Consider the following 17,906-nt stretch of genomic DNA (forward strand, 5'->3'; position numbering starts at 1 on the left):
GCTTTAAAGCCGCGCATCGTTGCTAAGCAGCGGCGCTATTAACAAAAAAGTGCCTGCTTAATTTACGTTTTGCAGGCGCTTTTTGCTTACAGGATATTTTTGTGAGAAGAACTGGCAAATAAGCCGTTCCGTTACCTGAATTTTATTGCCTCATACCGATAGCCAGTCGGTTAAAGGCGGACATAAGAGAAACGGCAAAAGTAAGATCGGATATCTCGCTATCTGAAAAATGTTCTTTCAGCGCTGCAAAATAGTCATCAGACGCAAAAGTATCCCCGACGTTAACTAATGCTTCTGTCCACTGCAAAGCCGCTGTTTCTTTATCGTTAAAATGATGACTCACTCGCCAGCCTGCAAGTGCATCAATCTTAGCGTTTTCCACGCCCGAGCTCCTGAGCGATTTGGCGTGCATTTCCAGACAAAAAGCACATCCATTCATTTGGGAAGTGCGAAGATAAACCAGCTCAATAAGCACTTTACCCAACGTGCTTTTTTCTAACGCTTTTTTAGTCGCCGCGAGTCCGGCATAAGCGTCGTTTGATAACTGAAAGTAAGGCAGGCGAAGATGGCTCATCGTAATTCCTCAACGTTATTCGTTTTTAGATAATACCTGTTTTTATAAACAGCCATTTTCTTGTTGGTGCTGTGCGGGATGGGATAAGCGGCCTGATGTCATCGGCAAAAAACGTCTGCAAAGCGGGTATAAAAGTACAACCCGGCGGAATCTCTATTCCGCCGGAGCTTCGGTCTGTGCAGTTGCGTTAGCTAAAAGAGGGCAGCGTAGTAATGAAAGTAAATGAGTGAAAATATCAGCCCGAAATGCCGCGCTTTACACCTCTGCCAGCGCCAGCCGCAAATCCTCAATTAAATCGTCTTTGTTCTCAATACCAATCGAGACGCGAACCGTCGCTTCGTTGATACCGATCCGGGCACGCACGTCGGCCGGTACGCCGGAGTGCGTGGTGCTGGCTGGATGGCTGGCCAGCGACTCCGTACCGCCAAGACTCACCGCCAGTTTAAAGAGTTGCAGCGTATTCAACAGCTTGAATGCAGCTTCCTGACCGCCGACCACATCAAATGAGAAAGTCGACCCCGCGCCACTGCACTGATTTTTAAACGTTTGCGCCGCAGCTGAATCCGCTGCCAGGAACGACAGATAATGCAGCTTTTCGATTTTGCTATGTGTCCGCAGAAACTCAGCAACGGCCGCAGCGTTGTCGTTCGCTTTCTCCATCCGCAGCGACAGCGTTTCCAGCGAGCGGCCAATCATCCAGCAAGAGTGCGGATCGAGCTGGGTGCCAATAGCGCTGCGAAGTGATTTAATCTGTTTAATCAGTGTCTTATTTCCCATGACCGCGCCAGCGATCAGATCGGAATGGCCGCCCACATATTTGGTCAGAGAGTAGAGCGATAAATCAGCCCCATGTTCAGTCGGGCGCTGGAAAACAGGCCCGAGCAGCGTGTTATCGCAGGCAATCACTGGCCGGTGCTGCTGCTGTTTTTCAATGGCATCAGCAACCCGTTTAATCAGCGCAATATCCACCAGGCTGTTGGTCGGATTGGCGGGGGATTCAATCAAAATGACCGATACGCGCCCTTGTTGCATCGCCTCAGCGGCGGCAGCCTGCACCGACGCTTCGTTGACGCCGTCGGCAAAACCGACCGTCGCCACGCCCAGCTTGCGAAAAGTTTTGGTCAGCAGCGTTTCCGTCCCGCCATACAGCGGCTGCGAATGCAAAATAGCATCGCCTGGCTCGACAAAGGCCAGCAGGGTGGTAGAGATCGCCGACATCCCCGAGGAAAAAAGGGCGGCGCTTTCGGTGCGTTCATAAATTGCCAGGCGATCCTCAACGATTTCGCTGTTGGGATGGTTAAAGCGGGAATAGACCAGGCCGTTGCCTTCACCTTCGGGCGGTTCGCGCCTGCCGGAAACATAATCAAAAAAATCACGGCCTTCTTCTGCCGTATTAAAAACGAAGGTCGACGTCAGAAATACTGGCGGTTTTACCGCACCTTCAGACAGCGCCGGATCGTAGCCATAATTCAGCATTTGTGTTTCAGGTTGCAGCTCACGAGTACCGAGGTGGGTTTTTTTGGAATGCGGGGTAGCCATGCAATCTCCTGCCGGTCAGGCATGTTGACACAGAGTAAGTTGAGCCTAGGCTAGCATGCCGACAAACCGGCGATTAAATAAATTATTCATCTATCGTTAAAACCAATTGCATTATTAAATGATGTAAAACAGCCATTTGGAAGTCTATATGTCTGACTGGTGAATATGACGCCGGTTGAGCCGCAACGGGTAAAAGCACGAGTGAAGTGTGATAAACTTGGCTGCTTCCGTTAAGCCATCGACAATATCGACATAACTATGAAACACACTGTAGAAGTCATGATCTCTGAAGAAGAGATTGCCAAACGCATTGCTGAGCTGGGCCAGCAGATTAGCGAAAACTATCGTGACAGCGGCAGCGAAATGGTGCTGGTTGGCCTGTTACGCGGCTCCTTTATGTTTATGGCAGATCTCTGTCGCAAAATCGATGTGTCACACGAAGTCGATTTTATGACGGCTTCCAGCTACGGCAGCGGTATGTCTACCACGCGCGATGTAAAAATCCTGAAAGATCTGGATGAGGATATTCGCGGCAAGGATGTATTAATCGTGGAGGACATCATCGACTCCGGCAATACGCTGAGCAAAGTGCGGGAAATTCTCAGCCTGCGTCAGCCAAAATCGCTGGCGATTTGTACGCTGCTGGATAAGCCTGAACGTCGTGAAGTGGAAGTGCCGGTAGAATACGTCGGCTTTACGATCCCGGATAAGTTCGTGGTGGGTTATGGCATTGACTACGCCCAGCGCTATCGCCATCTGCCTTACGTAGGCCACGTGGTAATGCTGGACGAGTAAGACTGACCGCACAATCGACTAAGGCCGGATTTTCCGGCCTGTTATATTATGCAGCCCGGAAATCAGTTCGGGTTTTGTAAGTCTTTCAGCGCGTTAGCCATACCGGCATGATAACGCTGCTCAAGGTCATCCATGCTGGACGAGGCGACTTCCAGATCGTGCAGATGACCATCCTGAATGCCGTAAACCCAGCCGTGAATTTTGACATCCTGACCACGCTTCCATGCAGACTGCATGATCGTTGAGTGGCCCAGGTTATAAACCTGCTCAATCACGTTGATTTCACAAAGTTTATTAAAACGCTGTTCCGGCGTCGGCAGCTGTTTCAATGACGAACTATGCTTGTACCACAGATCGCGAATATGTAGCAGCCAGTTGTTGATCAGGCCCAGTTCCGGGTTTTCAACCGCAGCCTGCACACCGCCGCAACCATAGTGGCCACAAATGATGATGTGTTCGACTTGCAGCACTTCAACAGCGTACTGCACAACGGACAGGCAGTTCAGATCGGTATGAATAACCAGGTTTGCGACGTTGCGATGAACGAACAGCTCGCCCGGTTCCAGACCGGTCAGGCGTTCGGCAGGTACGCGGCTGTCGGAACAGCCAATCCAGAGAAAACGAGGTTTCTGCGCCAGTGACAGACGCTCAAAGAACTCCGGGTTTTCTTCTTTCAGCAGGCGAGACCACTCGCGGTTGTTACTGATGAGAGTTTCAATGTCTTTCATTTTTTATATCGCCATAACTTGATATGCGTCGCAGTAATATAGGCCATCAAACTGTGATTTAAAACGCTAAACAAGAAAACCATACAAAACAGGGCAATCCTTTACCTATGACTTATGCACTGGAACTCGAAAAACTGACCAAAACCTATGCGGGTGGCGTTCAGGCTTTGAAGGGAATCGATCTCAGCGTGGAGGCCGGCGATTTTTACGCACTGCTTGGCCCTAACGGCGCGGGCAAATCCACCACCATCGGTATTATCAGCTCGCTGGTTAATAAAACGGCTGGCAAAGTGCGGGTGTTTGGCTATGACCTGCAACAGGATGTGGTCAATGCCAAGCGTCAGCTGGGTTTGGTGCCTCAGGAATTCAACTTCAATCAGTTTGAAACCGTCTTGCAGATTGTGGTCAGTCAGGCTGGCCTGTATGGCGTTGAGAAGCCTGAAGCGCTGAAACGAGCTGAAAAATACTTGAAGCAGCTGGACTTATGGGACAAACGCAACGAACGTGCGCGGATGCTATCTGGCGGGATGAAACGACGCCTGATGATTGCACGTGCGCTGATGCACGAGCCTAAGCTGCTGATTTTGGATGAACCCACCGCAGGCGTGGATATTGAGCTGCGTCGCTCAATGTGGACGTTTTTGCAGGATCTGAATGCCAGAGGCACCACTATCATTTTAACCACCCACTATCTGGAAGAAGCTGAGATGCTGTGCCGCAATATCGGCATTATTCAGCACGGTAAGCTGGTGGAAAACACCACCATGAAAGGGCTGCTGTCGAAACTGAAGTCCGAGACTTTTATTCTCGATCTGGCCCCCAAAAGCGCGCTGCCGCAGCTGGAAGGTTTCCAGTATCGGCTGGTGGACACCTCAACGCTGGAAGTGGAGGTGCTGCGCGAGCAGGGGCTAAACAGCGTATTTAGCCAGCTCAGCCATCAGGGCGTGCAGGTATTGAGTATGCGTAACAAGGCGAACCGTCTTGAGGAGCTGTTTGTCGACCTGGTAAACGGTCGCAAAGGAGGAAAAGCATGACACATTTGTATTGGGTCGCCCTGAAGAGCATCTGGGGAAAAGAGATTAACCGCTTCGCGCGCATCTGGATCCAGACGCTGGTGCCGCCAGTGATCACCATGACGCTCTATTTTATTATCTTCGGCAACCTGATCGGTTCGCGGATTGGCGATATGCATGGCTTCAGCTATATGCAGTTTATCGTGCCGGGCCTGATCATGATGGCGGTCATCACCAATGCTTACGCCAACGTCGCCTCTTCCTTCTTCAGCTCGAAGTTCCAGCGCAATATCGAAGAATTGCTGGTCGCACCGGTGCCTACGCATGTCATTATCGCAGGCTATGTCGGCGGTGGCGTGGCACGTGGCATCTGCGTTGGCGTGTTGGTGACGGCCATTTCGCTGTTCTTCGTGCCGTTCCATGTTCACTCATGGCTGATGGTCGCGGTGACGCTGCTGCTGACGGCGATCCTGTTCTCGCTGGCTGGCCTGCTGAACGCGGTCTTTGCGCGTACGTTTGACGATATCAGCCTGATCCCGACCTTTGTGCTGACGCCGCTGACTTACCTGGGCGGCGTGTTCTACTCGTTAACGCTGCTGCCGCCTTTCTGGCAGATGGTCTCTAAGCTGAACCCTATCGTCTATATGATCAGCGGTTTCCGCTTCGGATTCTTAGGCATTTCCGACGTGCCGCTGGTGTTTACGCTGGGCGTACTGATTGCCTTTATTGTGGTGTTCTATCTTCTGGTCTGGGTGCTTATCCAGCGCGGGAGAGGGTTGAGAACCTAACCCTGGCGTTAATTATTTGAAAGGCCGCTAACGCGGCCTTTCAGACTGCTGACAAATCTGAAGCGAAGGGAGCCTACTGCGCAGACTCAGGCAACCTGTACCGGCACCGCTTTTGCCAGACGCTTCATCACGTTATCGCCTTCAAAATAGGCCACTTTCGGCTGCCATTCCCGCGCTTCAGCATCCGGCATCTCTACGTAAGAACAGATAATCAGAATATCGCCTTCGCAGGCGCAGCGCGCGGCGGCACCGTTAACCGAAATGATCTTCGATCCGCGCTCGGCGGCAATCGCGTAGGTGGAAAAACGCTGGCCGTTGGTCACGTTATAAATATCAATCGCTTCGTACTGCAAAATGCCAGAAGCGTCGAGGAAGTCCTGGTCGATAGCGCAGGACCCTTCATAATTAAGATCGGCCTGAGTCACTTTGACCCGGTGAAGTTTGCCCTGCAACATAGTACGGTTCATCACTTGCTTACCTTTCAAATAGCCATAACGAACGCCAGCGAGGCGTGACCACTTTACTGCGTTAAATCTACCTGCTTGTTATCAATCAGACGGGCTTTGCCTAACCAGGCCGCCATCAGGATCACCGCTCGCTGGCTGTCGACGTTAAGCGGCAGCAGCGTGTCGGCGTCGCAAATCGCCAGGCCGTCAGCTCGCAGCCCTTTTACCGCCAGCGCGGCGTCAGCATCGGCAATGATTTCGTCAACGTGCCGTTCACCATTGGACAACCGCTCGGCCATGCTGTTCATGACTTCGCTTAGTACTGGCGCAATTTTACGCTCGTCTGCGGTTAAATAGCCATTGCGGGAGCTGAGTGCCAGGCCATCTTTAGCACGAATGGTCGGCACGCCGACAATGTCGATGTCATAGCCCATATCCGCCACCATTTTGCGGATCAGCGCCAGCTGCTGATAATCTTTTTCGCCAAAGCAGGCGAGGTCCGGCTGCACCAGGTTGAAAAGCTTACTGACGATGGTTGAGACGCCGCGAAAATGCCCCGGACGGCTGGCACCTTCCAGCAGCGTGGACAGGCCAGGCACATCAACAAACGTCTGTTCGCTCAATCCTTTTGGATAGACATCGCCAGGCGCTGGTGCAAAAACCAGATCGACCTTGCGGCGGTTCAGCTTTTCGCAGTCTTCCTGTAGCGTGCGCGGATAGCGCGCCAGATCGTCAGGACGCTCAAACTGCATCGGGTTAACGAAAATGGACGTCACCACGATGTCAGCTCTCGCCCGGGCTTCGTCGACCAGCGTCATATGCCCTTCGTGCAGATTGCCCATCGTCGGCACCAGCGCAATACGTTTACCCTCCTGCCGCCAGCGGCGGATCTCGCGACGCAGCATGGGCAAGGTTTCAATAATTAGCACGGTGCTTCTCCTGGTTTAATAAAAACTGTGTTCATCGGCCGGGTAGGTTCCCGCTTTGACTTCTGCATCATATTGCCTCACGGCTGCCCGCATATCACCTGTTTCAGCCAGGAAGTTTTTGGCGAATTTGGGGATATGACCGCCGGTAATGCCAAACGCGTCGTGCATCACTAAAATCTGGCCGTCGGTAACGTTGCCCGCACCGATGCCGATAACCGGGATGGTGAGGGTGTCGGTAACACGCTGCGCCAGCGCAACGGGAACGCATTCCAGCACCAGCATCTGCGCGCCTGCGGCTTCCAGCGCCAGCGCATCCGCCAGCAGCGCATCCGCCGCCTCGCTGCTGCGTCCCTGAACCTTATAGCCGCCAAAGATATTAACCGATTGCGGCGTCAGGCCAAGGTGGCCGCAAACCGGCACCGCACGTTCGGTCAACTGCTTTACCGTCTCGCACAGCCATTTGCCGCCTTCAAGCTTGATCATATTTGCGCCTGCGCGCATCAGTTCTGCCGCGCTGGCAAAGGTTTGTTCCGGCGTGGCATACGTCATAAACGGCAGGTCGGCGAGCAGTAAGGCGGAAGGTGCGCCGCGACGTACGGCCTGGGTATGATAAACAATATCAGCCAGCGTGACGGGCAGGGTGGAATCGTGTCCCTGGACCACCATTCCCAGCGAATCGCCCACTAACATCACCTGAATCCCTTCATCGGCAAACAGGCGGGCAAAGCTGAAATCGTAGGCGGTAATAGAGGCAAACTTTTGCCCACTTTTTTTCCACTGGAGAAGGGTAGAGACCGTAGTCGGTTTCATCACAACCTCTTGGTAAGGGTTTTTGTGGACGTATAGTAATCGATGGAAAGGGGGTTTGCACTACCAGGGAAGGATGGCGCTCGAATCAAGGCCTGAGAGTAGATCGCGGGCGCGAGTCCCGTCCGGTAGCACGATGTCCGGCACGATTTCCAGCAGCGGAACCAGCATAAAAGCACGGTTGTGCATATCATAATGCGGCACGATCAGACGCGGCGTATTCAGCGTCAAATCACCAAACAGCATGATATCCAGATCCAGCGTGCGCGGTCCCCAACGTTCATCTTTGCGTACGCGGCCCTGTTCCAGCTCAATACGCTGCGTCAGATCAAGCAGCGCTTCCGGGGCCAGTTCGGTATCCAGCGCAACGGCTGCGTTAAGGTAATCCGGCTGATCGGGCGGGCCGTAAGGAGGCGTGCGATATAAAGAGGACGTGGCGACGAGTCTCGTGTCGGGCAGGGCGGCCAATGCATCAAGTGCAGCCTGCACCTGATGCAATGGATCGGCAAGATTACTGCCTAAAGCGAGATAAACGCGGGTCATACGTTGTTGCTGTTGCCGTCGCGGCGCGGGCCAGGAACGCGCTTGCGCGGACGGCGAGTGCGGCGGCGCGGAACGGGATCGTCTCCCAGCGTATTCAGCATCGTTTTCTGCTGTGGCGGCGCGGCCACCTGGAATTCGCCCCACCAGGCAGACAGGCGCAGCAGCTCCTGGTTGTTCTCAACTTCAGCACGCAGCGCCAGCAGATCGTAAGCCGCACGGAACTTAGGATGCTCCATCAGCTTCCAGGCGCGTTTACCGTGACGGCGAGACAGGCGCAGCTGCAGCTGCCAGATATCCCGTACCAGCGTGGTAATACGCTTTGGAATGGCCAGCGAGCGGCAGGCTTCGTCCAGCACGTCATTCATCGCCAGTGCGAAAGCGTCGTAATAGGCGAGCCCGCTTTCCTGCGCAATTTTCTGCGCCGCTTCCAGCTGCGGATACCAAAACATCGCTGCGAACAGGAAGGCCGGATTAACGCGCATCTGGTTATGGATCCGGTTGTCGGTGTTTTTCAGCACCTGCACAATCATCCGTTCCATATTGCTGTCGCCCTTTTCCGTAAAGTAACGGGTAATGGTCGGGAACAGCGGCTGGAACAGCTGATATTCACGCAGCTGCAAATAAGTGCTGTAGCCGTAACCGGCCTGCAGCAGCTTCAGCGTTTCTTCAAACAGACGAGCGGGCGGAATATCGTGCAGCAGCGTAGCCAGACGCGGAATTGGCTCAGCCGTTTCGGCCGCAATCGACATATCCAGCTTGGCGGCGAAACGGATCACGCGCAGCATTCGCACCGGATCTTCACGGTAGCGGGTTTCCGGCACGCCAATCAGACGAATAATGCCCTGTTGCAGATCGTTCAGGCCGCCAACGTAATCGCGCACGCTGAAATCGGCCACGCTGTAATAAAGGCTGTTGATGGTCAAATCGCGGCGCTGGGCGTCATCTTCAATCGAACCGAAAATGTTGTCGCGCAGCAGCATACCGTTCTGGCCACGCTGAGAACTGTTGCGATCGTCCGCCAGCTGTTCCGCTTCGTGATGACCACGAAAGGTGGCAACCTCGATAATTTCGGGGCCAAACATCACGTGTGCCAGGCGGAAGCGACGGCCAACCAGACGGCAGTTGCGGAACAGTTTACGCATCTGCTCCGGCGTGGCGTTGGTGGTCACGTCAAAATCTTTTGGTTTTTTGCCCAGCAGCAGATCGCGGACGCCACCGCCGACAAGGTAGGCTTCATAGCCCGCTTTGTTCAGGCGGTACAGTACCTTGAGGGCATTTTCACTGATATCTTTGCGCGAAATAGTATGACGATCGCGAGGGATAACGGTCATCTGTTGCACTTCAGCAATTTCGGCTGGTGCCTCGCCTTCGCGGCTCAAAACTTTTCGGCAAAAATTAGCAACTCGGGTAAAAATGGGACACCTCGATAGTGATTTTAAGCTGGGCGATAAAAAAACAGCGGCTAATCATAGCTCAGTGCGGCTCATTTGAGAATGCTCATCTCAAATACCTTCGATATCATTGACGCCTCAGGCTGTCCAGTTTGCTATGAAATGAGCAAACCGTTGTCTGTTATCGTCTCACTGACGCTTAAAATTAATCCGCTACAGTGTTAGCAGCGAAGCATCCTTTTGCGGGATCTTCGCAACATCCCACTGCATCACCGCCTGCTGTAATAATGCCAAAAGCGGTCGATCCCGCCATCCCTGTTCCACCGGCTGACCCAGAAAGTGCAGCGCTTTTACCAATGCAGGACGCGGATCGCCTTCCGGCAACGGCGGCGCGTGATTCTGTTTGGAAAGCTTATTGCCATCTGGATTAATCACCAGCGGCAAGTGCAGATAGCCCGGTGCCTGCCAGCCAAACTGCTGATAAAGCGCAATCTGCCGGACCGTTGGCTCAATCAGGTCGGCGCCCCGTACAACTTCCGTCACGCCCTGAAAATGATCGTCCACCACTACGGCCAGATTATAAGCAAACAATCCGTCGCGCCGGTGAATAATAAAATCCTCACGCGCCAGCCCGGGATCTGCCGTTATCAACCCACGCAAGTTATCATGAAATTGCTCAACTGGCTGATCCAGTCGTAGCCGTAAGGCCGCGTTGGCCGGGCCACAATGTCGGTTTCGGCAATAGCCGTCATAAAGACCGCCAATTTGCTGAATACGGCTACGCGGACAGGTGCAGTAATAGCTACGATTGTGCTGCTGAAGAAATGCCAGCGCGTCGCGATAGGCCTCATGACGTTGAGACTGCCAGAGAACCTCACCATCCCAGTGCAAACCGTGCTGTTCCAGCTGGGTGAGGATGCGTTTGGCCGCGCCGGGCACTTCGCGAGGCGGATCGATATCTTCAATGCGAACCCACCATTTGCCCTGATGCGCGCGAGCCTGTAGATAGCTACCGAGCGCGGCAATCAACGAGCCGAAATGCAGTTCACCGGAAGGAGAGGGGGCGAAACGCCCAACGTAAGCGTTGTACATAGAGGATGAGACAGGCAGTGAAGCAGGCGCCTCACTGCACAATCCATTAGCCATTAACCGGCCATTTGTTTTTCGCGGATTTCCGCCAGCGTTTTACAGTCGATACAAAGATCGGCAGTAGGACGTGCTTCAAGGCGGCGAATACCAATTTCTACACCACAAGAATCGCAGTAGCCGAAATCGTCATCTTCCACTTTCTTCAGCGTCTTCTCGATCTTCTTAATCAGTTTGCGCTCACGGTCACGGTTACGCAGTTCAAGACTGAACTCCTCTTCCTGTGCAGCCCGGTCAACCGGATCGGGGAAGTTGGCAGCTTCGTCTTGCATGTGCGACACGGTGCGGTCAACTTCATCCCGGAGCTGATTGCGCCAGGCTTCAAGGATCTTCTTGAAATGCTCCAGCTGGGCGTCATTCATGTACTCTTCGCCCGGCTTCTCCTGATAAGGCTCCACGCCAGCAATGGCGAGAATACTCAGGGACGAGGTTTTACGGTTTTGCCCTTCTTGCATGCTGTTTCTCCTGGATAACACGCACTATCGATCCCCAGCGGGGATAAAAACAGGTCGCTATAAATAGCAGAAGCGATAAAGGTTGGCAATTATTCCTGAACATCCCTTGACAAGGCTGTGAGTAAAAGCGTATTTGGCACAATATAGAGATCGTTCCAATTACAGCAGTTTATCCCTCAACGGCCACGCTCTTTTGCAGGATAATTTCTTCAGGTGATAACTGCGCTTTATAACAAAGCACTTCAACCCCGCTTGCACGCGCCTGTGCCATGAGTTCTGCGTATCGTGCATCAATATGACGCGCCGGGGTAACGTCCTCAATCCCCGAGTGCAGAACGGCAAATAACATCACCGCGCGCTGGCCATTTTCAGCAATTTTCGCCAGTTCACGCAAATGCTTCTGGCCCCGCACGGTAACCGCATCCGGAAAATACCCTTTACCTTGGTGTAAAAGCGTCACGGATTTGACTTCAATATAGCAGTTGACGCGGTCGTCTGCCTTTAACAGGAAATCAATACGGCTTTTTTCTGCGCCGTATTTCACTTCACTTTGCAGACTGGTGTAACCGGACAATTCCGGAATAGTGTGCGTACTCAGCGCCTCTTTAACTAACGTATTGGCGCGTAAGGTATTCACGCAAATCCAGTGGCCCTGTTGCGTTTCCGTCAGCTCCCAGCTGTGCGGATATTTTCTTGTTAAACTTGCCGAGGTCGAATACCACACCGTATCGCCGGGCGTCGCGCAGCCGGTCATTGCACCGGTATTGGCGCAATGAATGGTCATTTCTTCCCCCTCAGGGGTGATCACATCGGCCAGAAAGCGCTTGTAACGTTTGATCAGCGTCGCTGGCTTCAGCGCGGGCGTAAATTTCATTCCGTATCCTGCTTCAGTTCCCAGTCTGCCAGCGTTTTGTAGCGTGTCCGGCCTTTAGCAAAAACCGACTCGAACAGCGCAAAACGCTCGACGCGAAACTGCCAGCGAAAATTACGCGGCGGCAACGTGACCGGCTGCGTAGCATTACGCAGTAATGTGACATGTGGATGAAAGGGGAGAGGACTTTGATAACATCCGCTGCGGGCGGCCTGAGATCTCAGCATCCCGGCCAGCTGGAGCAAGCCGCGCGGCGCCTGCTTTGGCCCCAGCCAGACGACGCCCGAGCGCGGCCAGTGCCCGGCATCATCCAGCGTCAGGGTAAAAGGAGATTGCCTGATACGTCCGGCCATCTGCCGTAGCGCCCGGCCTTTTTCTTCACCGATTTCACCAAGAAAGGCCAGCGTCAGGTGTAGATTCGCTGCGGCAACAGGACGTCCCGCTTCCTCCGCAAAGGTAGTGGCTCGCCATTTTATTAAGCTCTGCCTGCTCTCTTCCGGCAGCGCGATGCCGAAAAACAGCCTTTTTTGCTCACTCATGGTGCTCCCCGGTATTCCAGAAACAGGAATGCTACAATGCCCGACAAATTAAGGCCAGGAGCAGAGACGTGGGTTCATTACCGGTTAGTGCCGTTTTATCAGAATTGTTACAGGCCTTACGGGATGCGCCGCAGGTGCTGCTGGCTGCCCCAACCGGCGCGGGAAAATCAACCTGGCTGCCGCTGCAAATTTTGCAGCAGGCCGACTTCAGCGGGCGCATTCTGCTGCTGGAACCACGCAGGCTGGCTGCCCGCAATGTGGCGCAGCGGCTGGCGGAACAGCTTGGGCAGGAGCCGGGCGAGACGGTGGGCTACCGCATGCGCGCAGAAAGCCGCACCGGGCCGGCAACGCGTCTGGAAGTGGTCACCGAAGGGATTCTCACACGTATGCTGCAACAGGATCCGATGCTGGAAGGCGTGTCGCTGGTGATCCTGGATGAATTTCACGAACGCAGCCTGCAAGCCGATCTGGCGCTGGCGCTGCTGCTCGACGTGCAGCAGGGACTGCGCGATGACCTGAAAATCCTGCTAATGTCGGCCACGCTTGATAATCAGCGCTTGCAGGCGCTGCTGCCCGATGCGCCGATGATTGTTTCTGAAGGCCGCTCCTTTCCGGTGGAACGCCGCTATACTTCGCTGCCCGCCAGCTATCGCTTTGATGAGGCGGTAGCGCGGCAGGTTAGCCAGCTGCTGAATGAGCAGGCGGGTTCGCTGCTGCTGTTTTTGCCCGGCGTTGCAGAAATACAGCGTGTCCAGACACACCTTAGCGAGCGGGTGGGAAGCGATGTCGATCTCTGTCCTTTATACGGCGCGTTGCCGCTCAGCGAACAGCGCAAAGCGATTCTTCCCGCCAAAGCGGGTCGCCGTAAAGTGGTGCTGGCAACCAATATTGCCGAAACCAGTTTGACCATTGAAGGTATTCGGCTGGTCGTGGATAGCGCGCTGGAACGAACAGCGCTGTTCGACGCCCGCACCGGGCTGACCCGGCTGCAAACACAGCGTATTAGCCAGGCCTCAATGATCCAGCGTGCGGGGCGTGCGGGCCGTCTTGAGCCGGGGCTGTGTCTGCATCTGATCGCCAGAGAACAGGCGGAGCGGGCAGCAGTCCACAGCGACGCAGAGATCCTTAACAGCGATCTCGCCTCGCTGTGGCTGGATCTGTTGCAGTGGGGCTGCCATGACGTCGCGCAGCTTACCTGGCTGGATACGCCGCCTGCGGCCAGTCTTCATCAGGCACAGCGGTTATTACAGCAGTTAGGCGCAACGGACGGCGCGGGCAAGTTGACCAGCAAAGGACGACAGATGGCCGCACTCGGTAGCGAGCCGCGCTTTGCCGCCATGCTGATCGCTGCCGGTAACGACCCGGCAAAAGTGGCAACGGCCGCGCTGCTGGTGGCGATGCTGGAGGAACCCGCACGGAGCAGTGCCGATCTGCGGGACAGTTTTCATCGCAGCCAGCCCAACTGGCAGAAACGGGCAGCCCAGTTACAAAAACGGCTTCAGGTTAAGAACGGCAAAGCGGACAGTGATTTGATTGCGCCGCTGCTTGCCTCTGCTTTTGCCGACCGCATTGCTCGTCGGCGCGGCGCGGAAGGGCGTTTTCAGCTGGCAAACGGCATGGGCGCGATGCTTAATAACGATGAAGCCTTAACCCGCTATGAATGGCTGATTGCGCCCGGCCTGTTGCAGGGAAACGCGCAGCCTGATGCCAGAATTTTGCAGGCGATGCCGATAGAGATCGCCACGCTTGCGGCTCAGCATCCTCAGCTGGTCGAACAGCATACCGAAGTGGAATGGGATGATGACCGCGGCACGCTGCGCGCCTGGCGACGCGAGCAGATTGGCGAGCTGGTGCTGAAGGCGCAGCCGTTAAGTAAACCCGATGAAGCGGATCTGCATCCGGCGATGCTGCGCTGGATCCGCCTTAAGGGCTTGTCGATGCTCAACTGGACGCCTGCCGCCGAGCAGTTACGTATCCGTCTGGTTTGCGCCTCGCTTTGGCTACCCGAGCAAAACTGGCCTGCTGCCGGAGAGGTGGATTTGCTTGCCGGTCTTGAACAATGGCTGTTGCCGGTAATGAGCGGCGTGCGCGATGCGAAAGGCTTAAAGCAGATCGACACCGTAAGCGCCTTATTACATTTACTCACATGGTCTCAGCGTCAGCTGCTGGATACTCTGTTGCCAACTCATTACACTGTGCCCACCGGAAGCCGGCTTGCCATTCGCTACGATGTTGACAAGCCGCCCGCGCTGGCCGTGCGCCTGCAAGAGATGTTTGGCGAAGCCCGCAATCCCTGCGTGGCCGAGGGACGGATCCCGCTGGTACTGGAGCTGCTTTCACCCGCACAGCGTCCTCTGCAAATTACCCGTGATTTGGCGGCGTTCTGGCAGGGCGCTTACCGCGAAGTACAAAAAGAGATGAAAGGCCGCTATCCGAAGCACGTCTGGCCAGACGATCCGGCCAACGCGCTGCCAACCCGGCGCGTGAAAAAGTATTCTGCGCCTTCCTGAGCTGCGTTTCGGAAGGTTCCCGTTCCGAAGCAGCGAGTGTAAGAACAAAGTATGCGGCCCTGGAGAGAAGAGAAGAATGTCTGACGATCGCGAACCTATTGGGCGGAAAGGTAAACAGCCCAAACCCCCGCGTAACAAAGCGGGACGAGGTCGCCGCAGGGATGACGAACACGATAATTATGCTGATTTTCAGGATGACAATCATAACAATGAGGAGGCAGAACCCGTGCCACGTAAAGGAAAAGGGCGCCCACCGCGCAAAAAGAGGGGCTGGCTGAGCTTATTACTGAAGCTGCTGCTGGTATTTATAGTGGTGATGGTGGTGTACGGGGTTTACCTCGATTCACAGATCCGCAGCCGTATTGATGGCAAAGTCTGGCAGTTACCGGCGACGGTTTATGGTCGTATGGTCAGCCTTGAGCCGGGCATGTCTTATAACAAGAAAGAGATGATCGCGCTGCTGGAAGGCACGCAGTATCGTGAAGTGACGCGCATGACGCGGCCTGGCGAGTTTACCGTTCAGGCGAACAGCATCGAGATGATCCGTCGTCCGTTCGACTTCCCGGACAGCAAAGAAGGGCAGATCCGTGCGCGACTGACTTTCAGTAACGACGCCCTGAGTGAAATTAAAAATCTCGACAGCGGCCGTGATTTTGGTTTCTTCCGCCTCGATCCGCGTCTGATCACCATGCTGCAATCGCCAAACGGCGAGCAGCGATTGTTCGTGCCGCGCGCGGGCTTCCCCGATCTGCTGGTGGATACGCTGGTGGCGACCGAAGACCGTCATTTTTATCAGCATGATGGCATTAGTTTCTATTCTATTGGACGTGCGTTCCTGGCCAATATCACGGCGGGAAGGGCAGTGCAGGGCGGCAGTACGCTGACGCAGCAGCTGGTGAAGAACCTGTTCCTCACCAACAAACGCTCGCTGTGGCGTAAAGCTAACGAAGCCTATATGGCGCTGATTATGGATGCGCGTTACAGCAAAGATCGCATCCTGGAGCTTTACCTGAACGAGGTCTATCTGGGCCAGGCGGGTAACGATCAGATCCGCGGCTTCCCGCTGGCAAGCCTGTACTACTTCGGCCGTCCGGTCGACGAGCTGAGCCTTGATCAACAGGCGTTGCTGGTCGGCATGGTGAAAGGCGCGTCGCTGTACAATCCATGGCGCAATCCGAAGCTGTCGCTGGAGCGCCGTAACCTGGTGCTGCGTTTGTTGCAGCAGCAGAAAGTGATCGATCAGGAGCTGTACGACATGCTCAGCGCACGTCCGCTGGGCGTGCAGCCGAAAGGCGGCGTGATTACGCCTCAGCCTGCGTTTATGCAGATGGTGCGTAACGAGCTTCAGGCGAAGCTCGGCGACAAAGTGAAAGATCTTTCCGGCGTGAAGATTTTCACCACGCTGGATTCGGTTTCTCAGGATGCGGCCGAAAAAGCGGTTGAAGATGGGATCCCGGCGCTGCGTAAACAGCGTGGCCTGAACGATCTGGAAACGGCGATGGTGATTGTTGACCGTTTCAGTGGGGAAGTGCGCGCAATGGTTGGCGGTTCCGATCCGCAGTTCGCCGGTTATAACCGCGCCTTGCAGGCTCGCCGTTCAATCGGGTCTCTGGCCAAGCCCGCGACCTACCTGACCGCGCTCAGCCAGCCGGACACCTACCGTTTGAATACCTGGATCGCCGATAACCCTATCGCGCTGAAACAGCCAAATGGCCAGATCTGGAAACCGCAGAACGATGACCGCCGCTTCAGTGGCCAGGTGATGCTGGTTGATGCACTGGCGCACTCAATGAACGTGCCGACGGTAAATCTGGGGATGACGCTGGGACTGCCGCAGGTGGTGGATACCTGGACCAAACTGGGCGTGGCGAAAGATCAGCTGAACCCGGTGCCGTCAATGCTGCTGGGCGCGTTGAACCTGACGCCGGTTGAAGTGGCGCAGGCGTTCCAGACCATTGCCAGCGGCGGCAACCGTGCACCGCTTTCCGCGCTGCGCTCGGTCATTGCTGAAGACGGCACGGTGCTGTATCAGAGCTTCCCTCAGGCGGAGCGCGCGGTACCGGCTCAGGCTGCTTATCTGACGCTGTATGCCATGCAGCAGGTGGCGCAGGAAGGGACGGCCCATGCGCTGGGCGCACGTTATCCAAAAGCGCATCTGGCAGCGAAAACCGGCACCACCAACAATCAGATCGACAGTTGGTTTGCGGGTGTGGATGGCAAAGAAGTCGCCATCACCTGGATTGGTCGCGATAACAACCAGACAACCAAACTGTATGGTGCCAGCGGTGCAATGCAGATTTACCGTCGCTATCTGGATAACCAGACGCCAATGCCGCTGATGCCGACGCCGCCGGAAGATATCGCGCCGATGAGCGTTGATTCCGCCGGTAACTTTGTCTGCGGCACGGGCAGCAGCAGCTGGCGTACGCTGCCAGTCTGGACCACGGATGCTAACGCGCTGTGTCAGCAACAGCAGCAGCAAGTCCAGCAGCAGCAGGAGCAACAGCAGCAGGAGCAACAGCAACAGCAGCAACAGCAACAGGACGAGCAGAAAGACAGTAATGGCGTGGCAGGTTGGATCAAAGATATGTTTGGTAAGTAACTGACCTGTAGCGATAAGCCGGTTTCCTGGAAACCGGCTTTTTTTTGCCTGATATCTGAACCGATTCCCGCTAACTAAATAATAAAAATACGCTTTTCATCATCACATTCCGATTACCACTCTGTTTTCCACAATTAACATCAGGCTATTCAGCCATCAGACAGTAGGAACAGGCTGGATTTGTTCTTGCAGCTTTTCCGGAAATTCGCATATTATCGAATCGATATAAT

17 protein-coding genes are annotated in these 17,906 nt (G+C 54.8%); 5 read left to right on the forward strand and 12 right to left on the reverse strand.

Annotated elements, in window-relative coordinates:
* Positions 1 to 142: 142 nt before the first annotated feature.
* Both AAGQ96_RS04065 and AAGQ96_RS04070 read right to left on the reverse strand, forming a co-directional pair.
* Positions 143 to 574 (reverse strand): carboxymuconolactone decarboxylase family protein, encoded by a 432-nt coding sequence (locus tag AAGQ96_RS04065; RefSeq protein ID WP_342754920.1) that lies wholly within the window; start codon positions 572 to 574, stop codon positions 143 to 145.
* 255 nt (positions 575 to 829) lie between these two features.
* Positions 830 to 2,113: a cystathionine gamma-synthase family protein gene (locus AAGQ96_RS04070; RefSeq protein ID WP_342754921.1), complete on the reverse strand. Its 1,284-nt coding sequence runs from the start codon at positions 2,111 to 2,113 to the stop codon at positions 830 to 832.
* 258 nt (positions 2,114 to 2,371) lie between these two features.
* Here AAGQ96_RS04070 and hpt point away from each other — a divergent pair, with 258 nt between their 5' ends.
* On the forward strand, positions 2,372 to 2,908 hold the full coding sequence (hpt, locus tag AAGQ96_RS04075; protein WP_147195331.1) for a hypoxanthine phosphoribosyltransferase: 537 nt from the start codon (positions 2,372 to 2,374) through the stop codon (positions 2,906 to 2,908).
* A gap of 62 nt (positions 2,909 to 2,970) precedes the next feature.
* On the opposite strand, the gene can is transcribed toward hpt, so the two are convergent.
* Positions 2,971 to 3,636: a carbonate dehydratase gene (gene can, locus AAGQ96_RS04080; RefSeq protein WP_147195333.1), complete on the reverse strand. Its 666-nt coding sequence runs from the start codon at positions 3,634 to 3,636 to the stop codon at positions 2,971 to 2,973.
* A 107-nt stretch (positions 3,637 to 3,743) separates the two neighbouring features.
* Here can and AAGQ96_RS04085 point away from each other — a divergent pair, with 107 nt between their 5' ends.
* Together AAGQ96_RS04085 and AAGQ96_RS04090 are read left to right on the forward strand one after the other, a co-directional pair.
* A complete protein-coding gene (locus tag AAGQ96_RS04085; RefSeq protein ID WP_147195335.1) occupies positions 3,744 to 4,670 on the forward strand; it encodes an ABC transporter ATP-binding protein in 927 nt (308 codons plus the stop codon).
* Positions 4,667 to 5,437 (forward strand): ABC transporter permease, encoded by a 771-nt coding sequence (locus AAGQ96_RS04090; protein ID WP_147195337.1) that lies wholly within the window; start codon positions 4,667 to 4,669, stop codon positions 5,435 to 5,437. Before AAGQ96_RS04085 ends, AAGQ96_RS04090 begins: the two co-directional genes overlap by 4 nt.
* Positions 5,438 to 5,523: 86 nt before the next feature.
* On the opposite strand, the gene panD is transcribed toward AAGQ96_RS04090, so the two are convergent.
* From panD to thpR, 9 genes are all read right to left on the reverse strand, one after another.
* Entirely contained in the window at positions 5,524 to 5,904 is a 381-nt protein-coding gene (panD, locus tag AAGQ96_RS04095) for an aspartate 1-decarboxylase (RefSeq protein ID WP_147200520.1), read from the reverse strand.
* Positions 5,905 to 5,957: 53 nt separating this feature from the next.
* Positions 5,958 to 6,812 (reverse strand): pantoate--beta-alanine ligase, encoded by an 855-nt coding sequence (gene panC, locus AAGQ96_RS04100; protein ID WP_342754922.1) that lies wholly within the window; start codon positions 6,810 to 6,812, stop codon positions 5,958 to 5,960.
* Positions 6,813 to 6,827: 15 nt separating this feature from the next.
* Positions 6,828 to 7,622, reverse strand: coding sequence for a 3-methyl-2-oxobutanoate hydroxymethyltransferase (gene panB / locus AAGQ96_RS04105; RefSeq protein WP_342754923.1), 795 nt, complete (start codon positions 7,620 to 7,622; stop codon positions 6,828 to 6,830).
* A 60-nt stretch (positions 7,623 to 7,682) separates the two neighbouring features.
* Positions 7,683 to 8,162 carry a 2-amino-4-hydroxy-6-hydroxymethyldihydropteridine diphosphokinase gene (gene folK, locus AAGQ96_RS04110; RefSeq protein ID WP_147195342.1) on the reverse strand — a complete coding sequence of 160 codons (480 nt, stop codon included), beginning with the start codon at positions 8,160 to 8,162 and terminating at the stop codon, positions 7,683 to 7,685.
* Positions 8,159 to 9,577 carry a polynucleotide adenylyltransferase PcnB gene (gene pcnB / locus AAGQ96_RS04115; protein ID WP_147195344.1) on the reverse strand — a complete coding sequence of 473 codons (1,419 nt, stop codon included), beginning with the start codon at positions 9,575 to 9,577 and terminating at the stop codon, positions 8,159 to 8,161. The genes folK and pcnB overlap by 4 nt, the downstream gene beginning before the upstream one ends.
* 189 nt (positions 9,578 to 9,766) lie before the next feature.
* Positions 9,767 to 10,645: a tRNA glutamyl-Q(34) synthetase GluQRS gene (gene gluQRS, locus AAGQ96_RS04120; RefSeq protein WP_147200521.1), complete on the reverse strand. Its 879-nt coding sequence runs from the start codon at positions 10,643 to 10,645 to the stop codon at positions 9,767 to 9,769.
* Between the two features lie 53 nt (positions 10,646 to 10,698).
* On the reverse strand, positions 10,699 to 11,154 hold the full coding sequence (dksA, locus tag AAGQ96_RS04125) for an RNA polymerase-binding protein DksA (RefSeq protein ID WP_147195346.1): 456 nt from the start codon (positions 11,152 to 11,154) through the stop codon (positions 10,699 to 10,701).
* A gap of 169 nt (positions 11,155 to 11,323) precedes the next feature.
* Entirely contained in the window at positions 11,324 to 12,028 is a 705-nt protein-coding gene (sfsA, locus tag AAGQ96_RS04130; RefSeq protein ID WP_147195348.1) for a DNA/RNA nuclease SfsA, read from the reverse strand.
* A complete protein-coding gene (gene thpR, locus AAGQ96_RS04135; RefSeq protein WP_147195350.1) occupies positions 12,025 to 12,564 on the reverse strand; it encodes an RNA 2',3'-cyclic phosphodiesterase in 540 nt (179 codons plus the stop codon). Before thpR ends, sfsA begins: the two co-directional genes overlap by 4 nt.
* A gap of 68 nt (positions 12,565 to 12,632) precedes the next feature.
* Between thpR and hrpB the strand changes: the two genes are divergently transcribed.
* Both hrpB and mrcB read left to right on the forward strand, forming a co-directional pair.
* A complete protein-coding gene (gene hrpB / locus AAGQ96_RS04140) occupies positions 12,633 to 15,074 on the forward strand; it encodes an ATP-dependent helicase HrpB (protein WP_342754924.1) in 2,442 nt (813 codons plus the stop codon).
* 76 nt (positions 15,075 to 15,150) lie between these two features.
* Positions 15,151 to 17,676, forward strand: a complete 2,526-nt coding sequence (gene mrcB / locus AAGQ96_RS04145) for a bifunctional glycosyl transferase/transpeptidase (RefSeq protein ID WP_342754925.1) — start codon at positions 15,151 to 15,153, stop codon at positions 17,674 to 17,676.
* The last annotated feature ends 230 nt before the right edge of the window (positions 17,677 to 17,906 follow it).

It is taken from the genome of Pantoea sp. MBD-2R (assembly GCF_039134845.1).
Lineage (GTDB): Bacteria > Pseudomonadota > Gammaproteobacteria > Enterobacterales > Enterobacteriaceae > Erwinia.

What these genes read in the sequence shown, in the direction of transcription:
- AAGQ96_RS04065 (WP_342754920.1), bottom strand. Translation starts at nt 574, where the DNA reads ATGAGCCATCTTCGCCTGCCTTACTTTCAGTTATCAAACGACGCTTAT.
- AAGQ96_RS04070 (WP_342754921.1), bottom strand. Translation starts at nt 2,113, where the DNA reads ATGGCTACCCCGCATTCCAAAAAAACCCACCTCGGTACTCGTGAGCTG.
- hpt (WP_147195331.1), top strand. Translation starts at nt 2,372, where the DNA reads ATGAAACACACTGTAGAAGTCATGATCTCTGAAGAAGAGATTGCCAAA.
- can (WP_147195333.1), bottom strand. Translation starts at nt 3,636, where the DNA reads ATGAAAGACATTGAAACTCTCATCAGTAACAACCGCGAGTGGTCTCGC.
- AAGQ96_RS04085 (WP_147195335.1), top strand. Translation starts at nt 3,744, where the DNA reads ATGACTTATGCACTGGAACTCGAAAAACTGACCAAAACCTATGCGGGT.
- AAGQ96_RS04090 (WP_147195337.1), top strand. Translation starts at nt 4,667, where the DNA reads ATGACACATTTGTATTGGGTCGCCCTGAAGAGCATCTGGGGAAAAGAG.
- panD (WP_147200520.1), bottom strand. Translation starts at nt 5,904, where the DNA reads ATGAACCGTACTATGTTGCAGGGCAAACTTCACCGGGTCAAAGTGACT.
- panB (WP_342754923.1), bottom strand. Translation starts at nt 7,622, where the DNA reads ATGAAACCGACTACGGTCTCTACCCTTCTCCAGTGGAAAAAAAGTGGG.
- folK (WP_147195342.1), bottom strand. Translation starts at nt 8,162, where the DNA reads ATGACCCGCGTTTATCTCGCTTTAGGCAGTAATCTTGCCGATCCATTG.
- gluQRS (WP_147200521.1), bottom strand. Translation starts at nt 10,645, where the DNA reads ATGTACAACGCTTACGTTGGGCGTTTCGCCCCCTCTCCTTCCGGTGAA.
- dksA (WP_147195346.1), bottom strand. Translation starts at nt 11,154, where the DNA reads ATGCAAGAAGGGCAAAACCGTAAAACCTCGTCCCTGAGTATTCTCGCC.
- sfsA (WP_147195348.1), bottom strand. Translation starts at nt 12,028, where the DNA reads ATGAAATTTACGCCCGCGCTGAAGCCAGCGACGCTGATCAAACGTTAC.
- thpR (WP_147195350.1), bottom strand. Translation starts at nt 12,564, where the DNA reads ATGAGTGAGCAAAAAAGGCTGTTTTTCGGCATCGCGCTGCCGGAAGAG.
- mrcB (WP_342754925.1), top strand. Translation starts at nt 15,151, where the DNA reads ATGTCTGACGATCGCGAACCTATTGGGCGGAAAGGTAAACAGCCCAAA.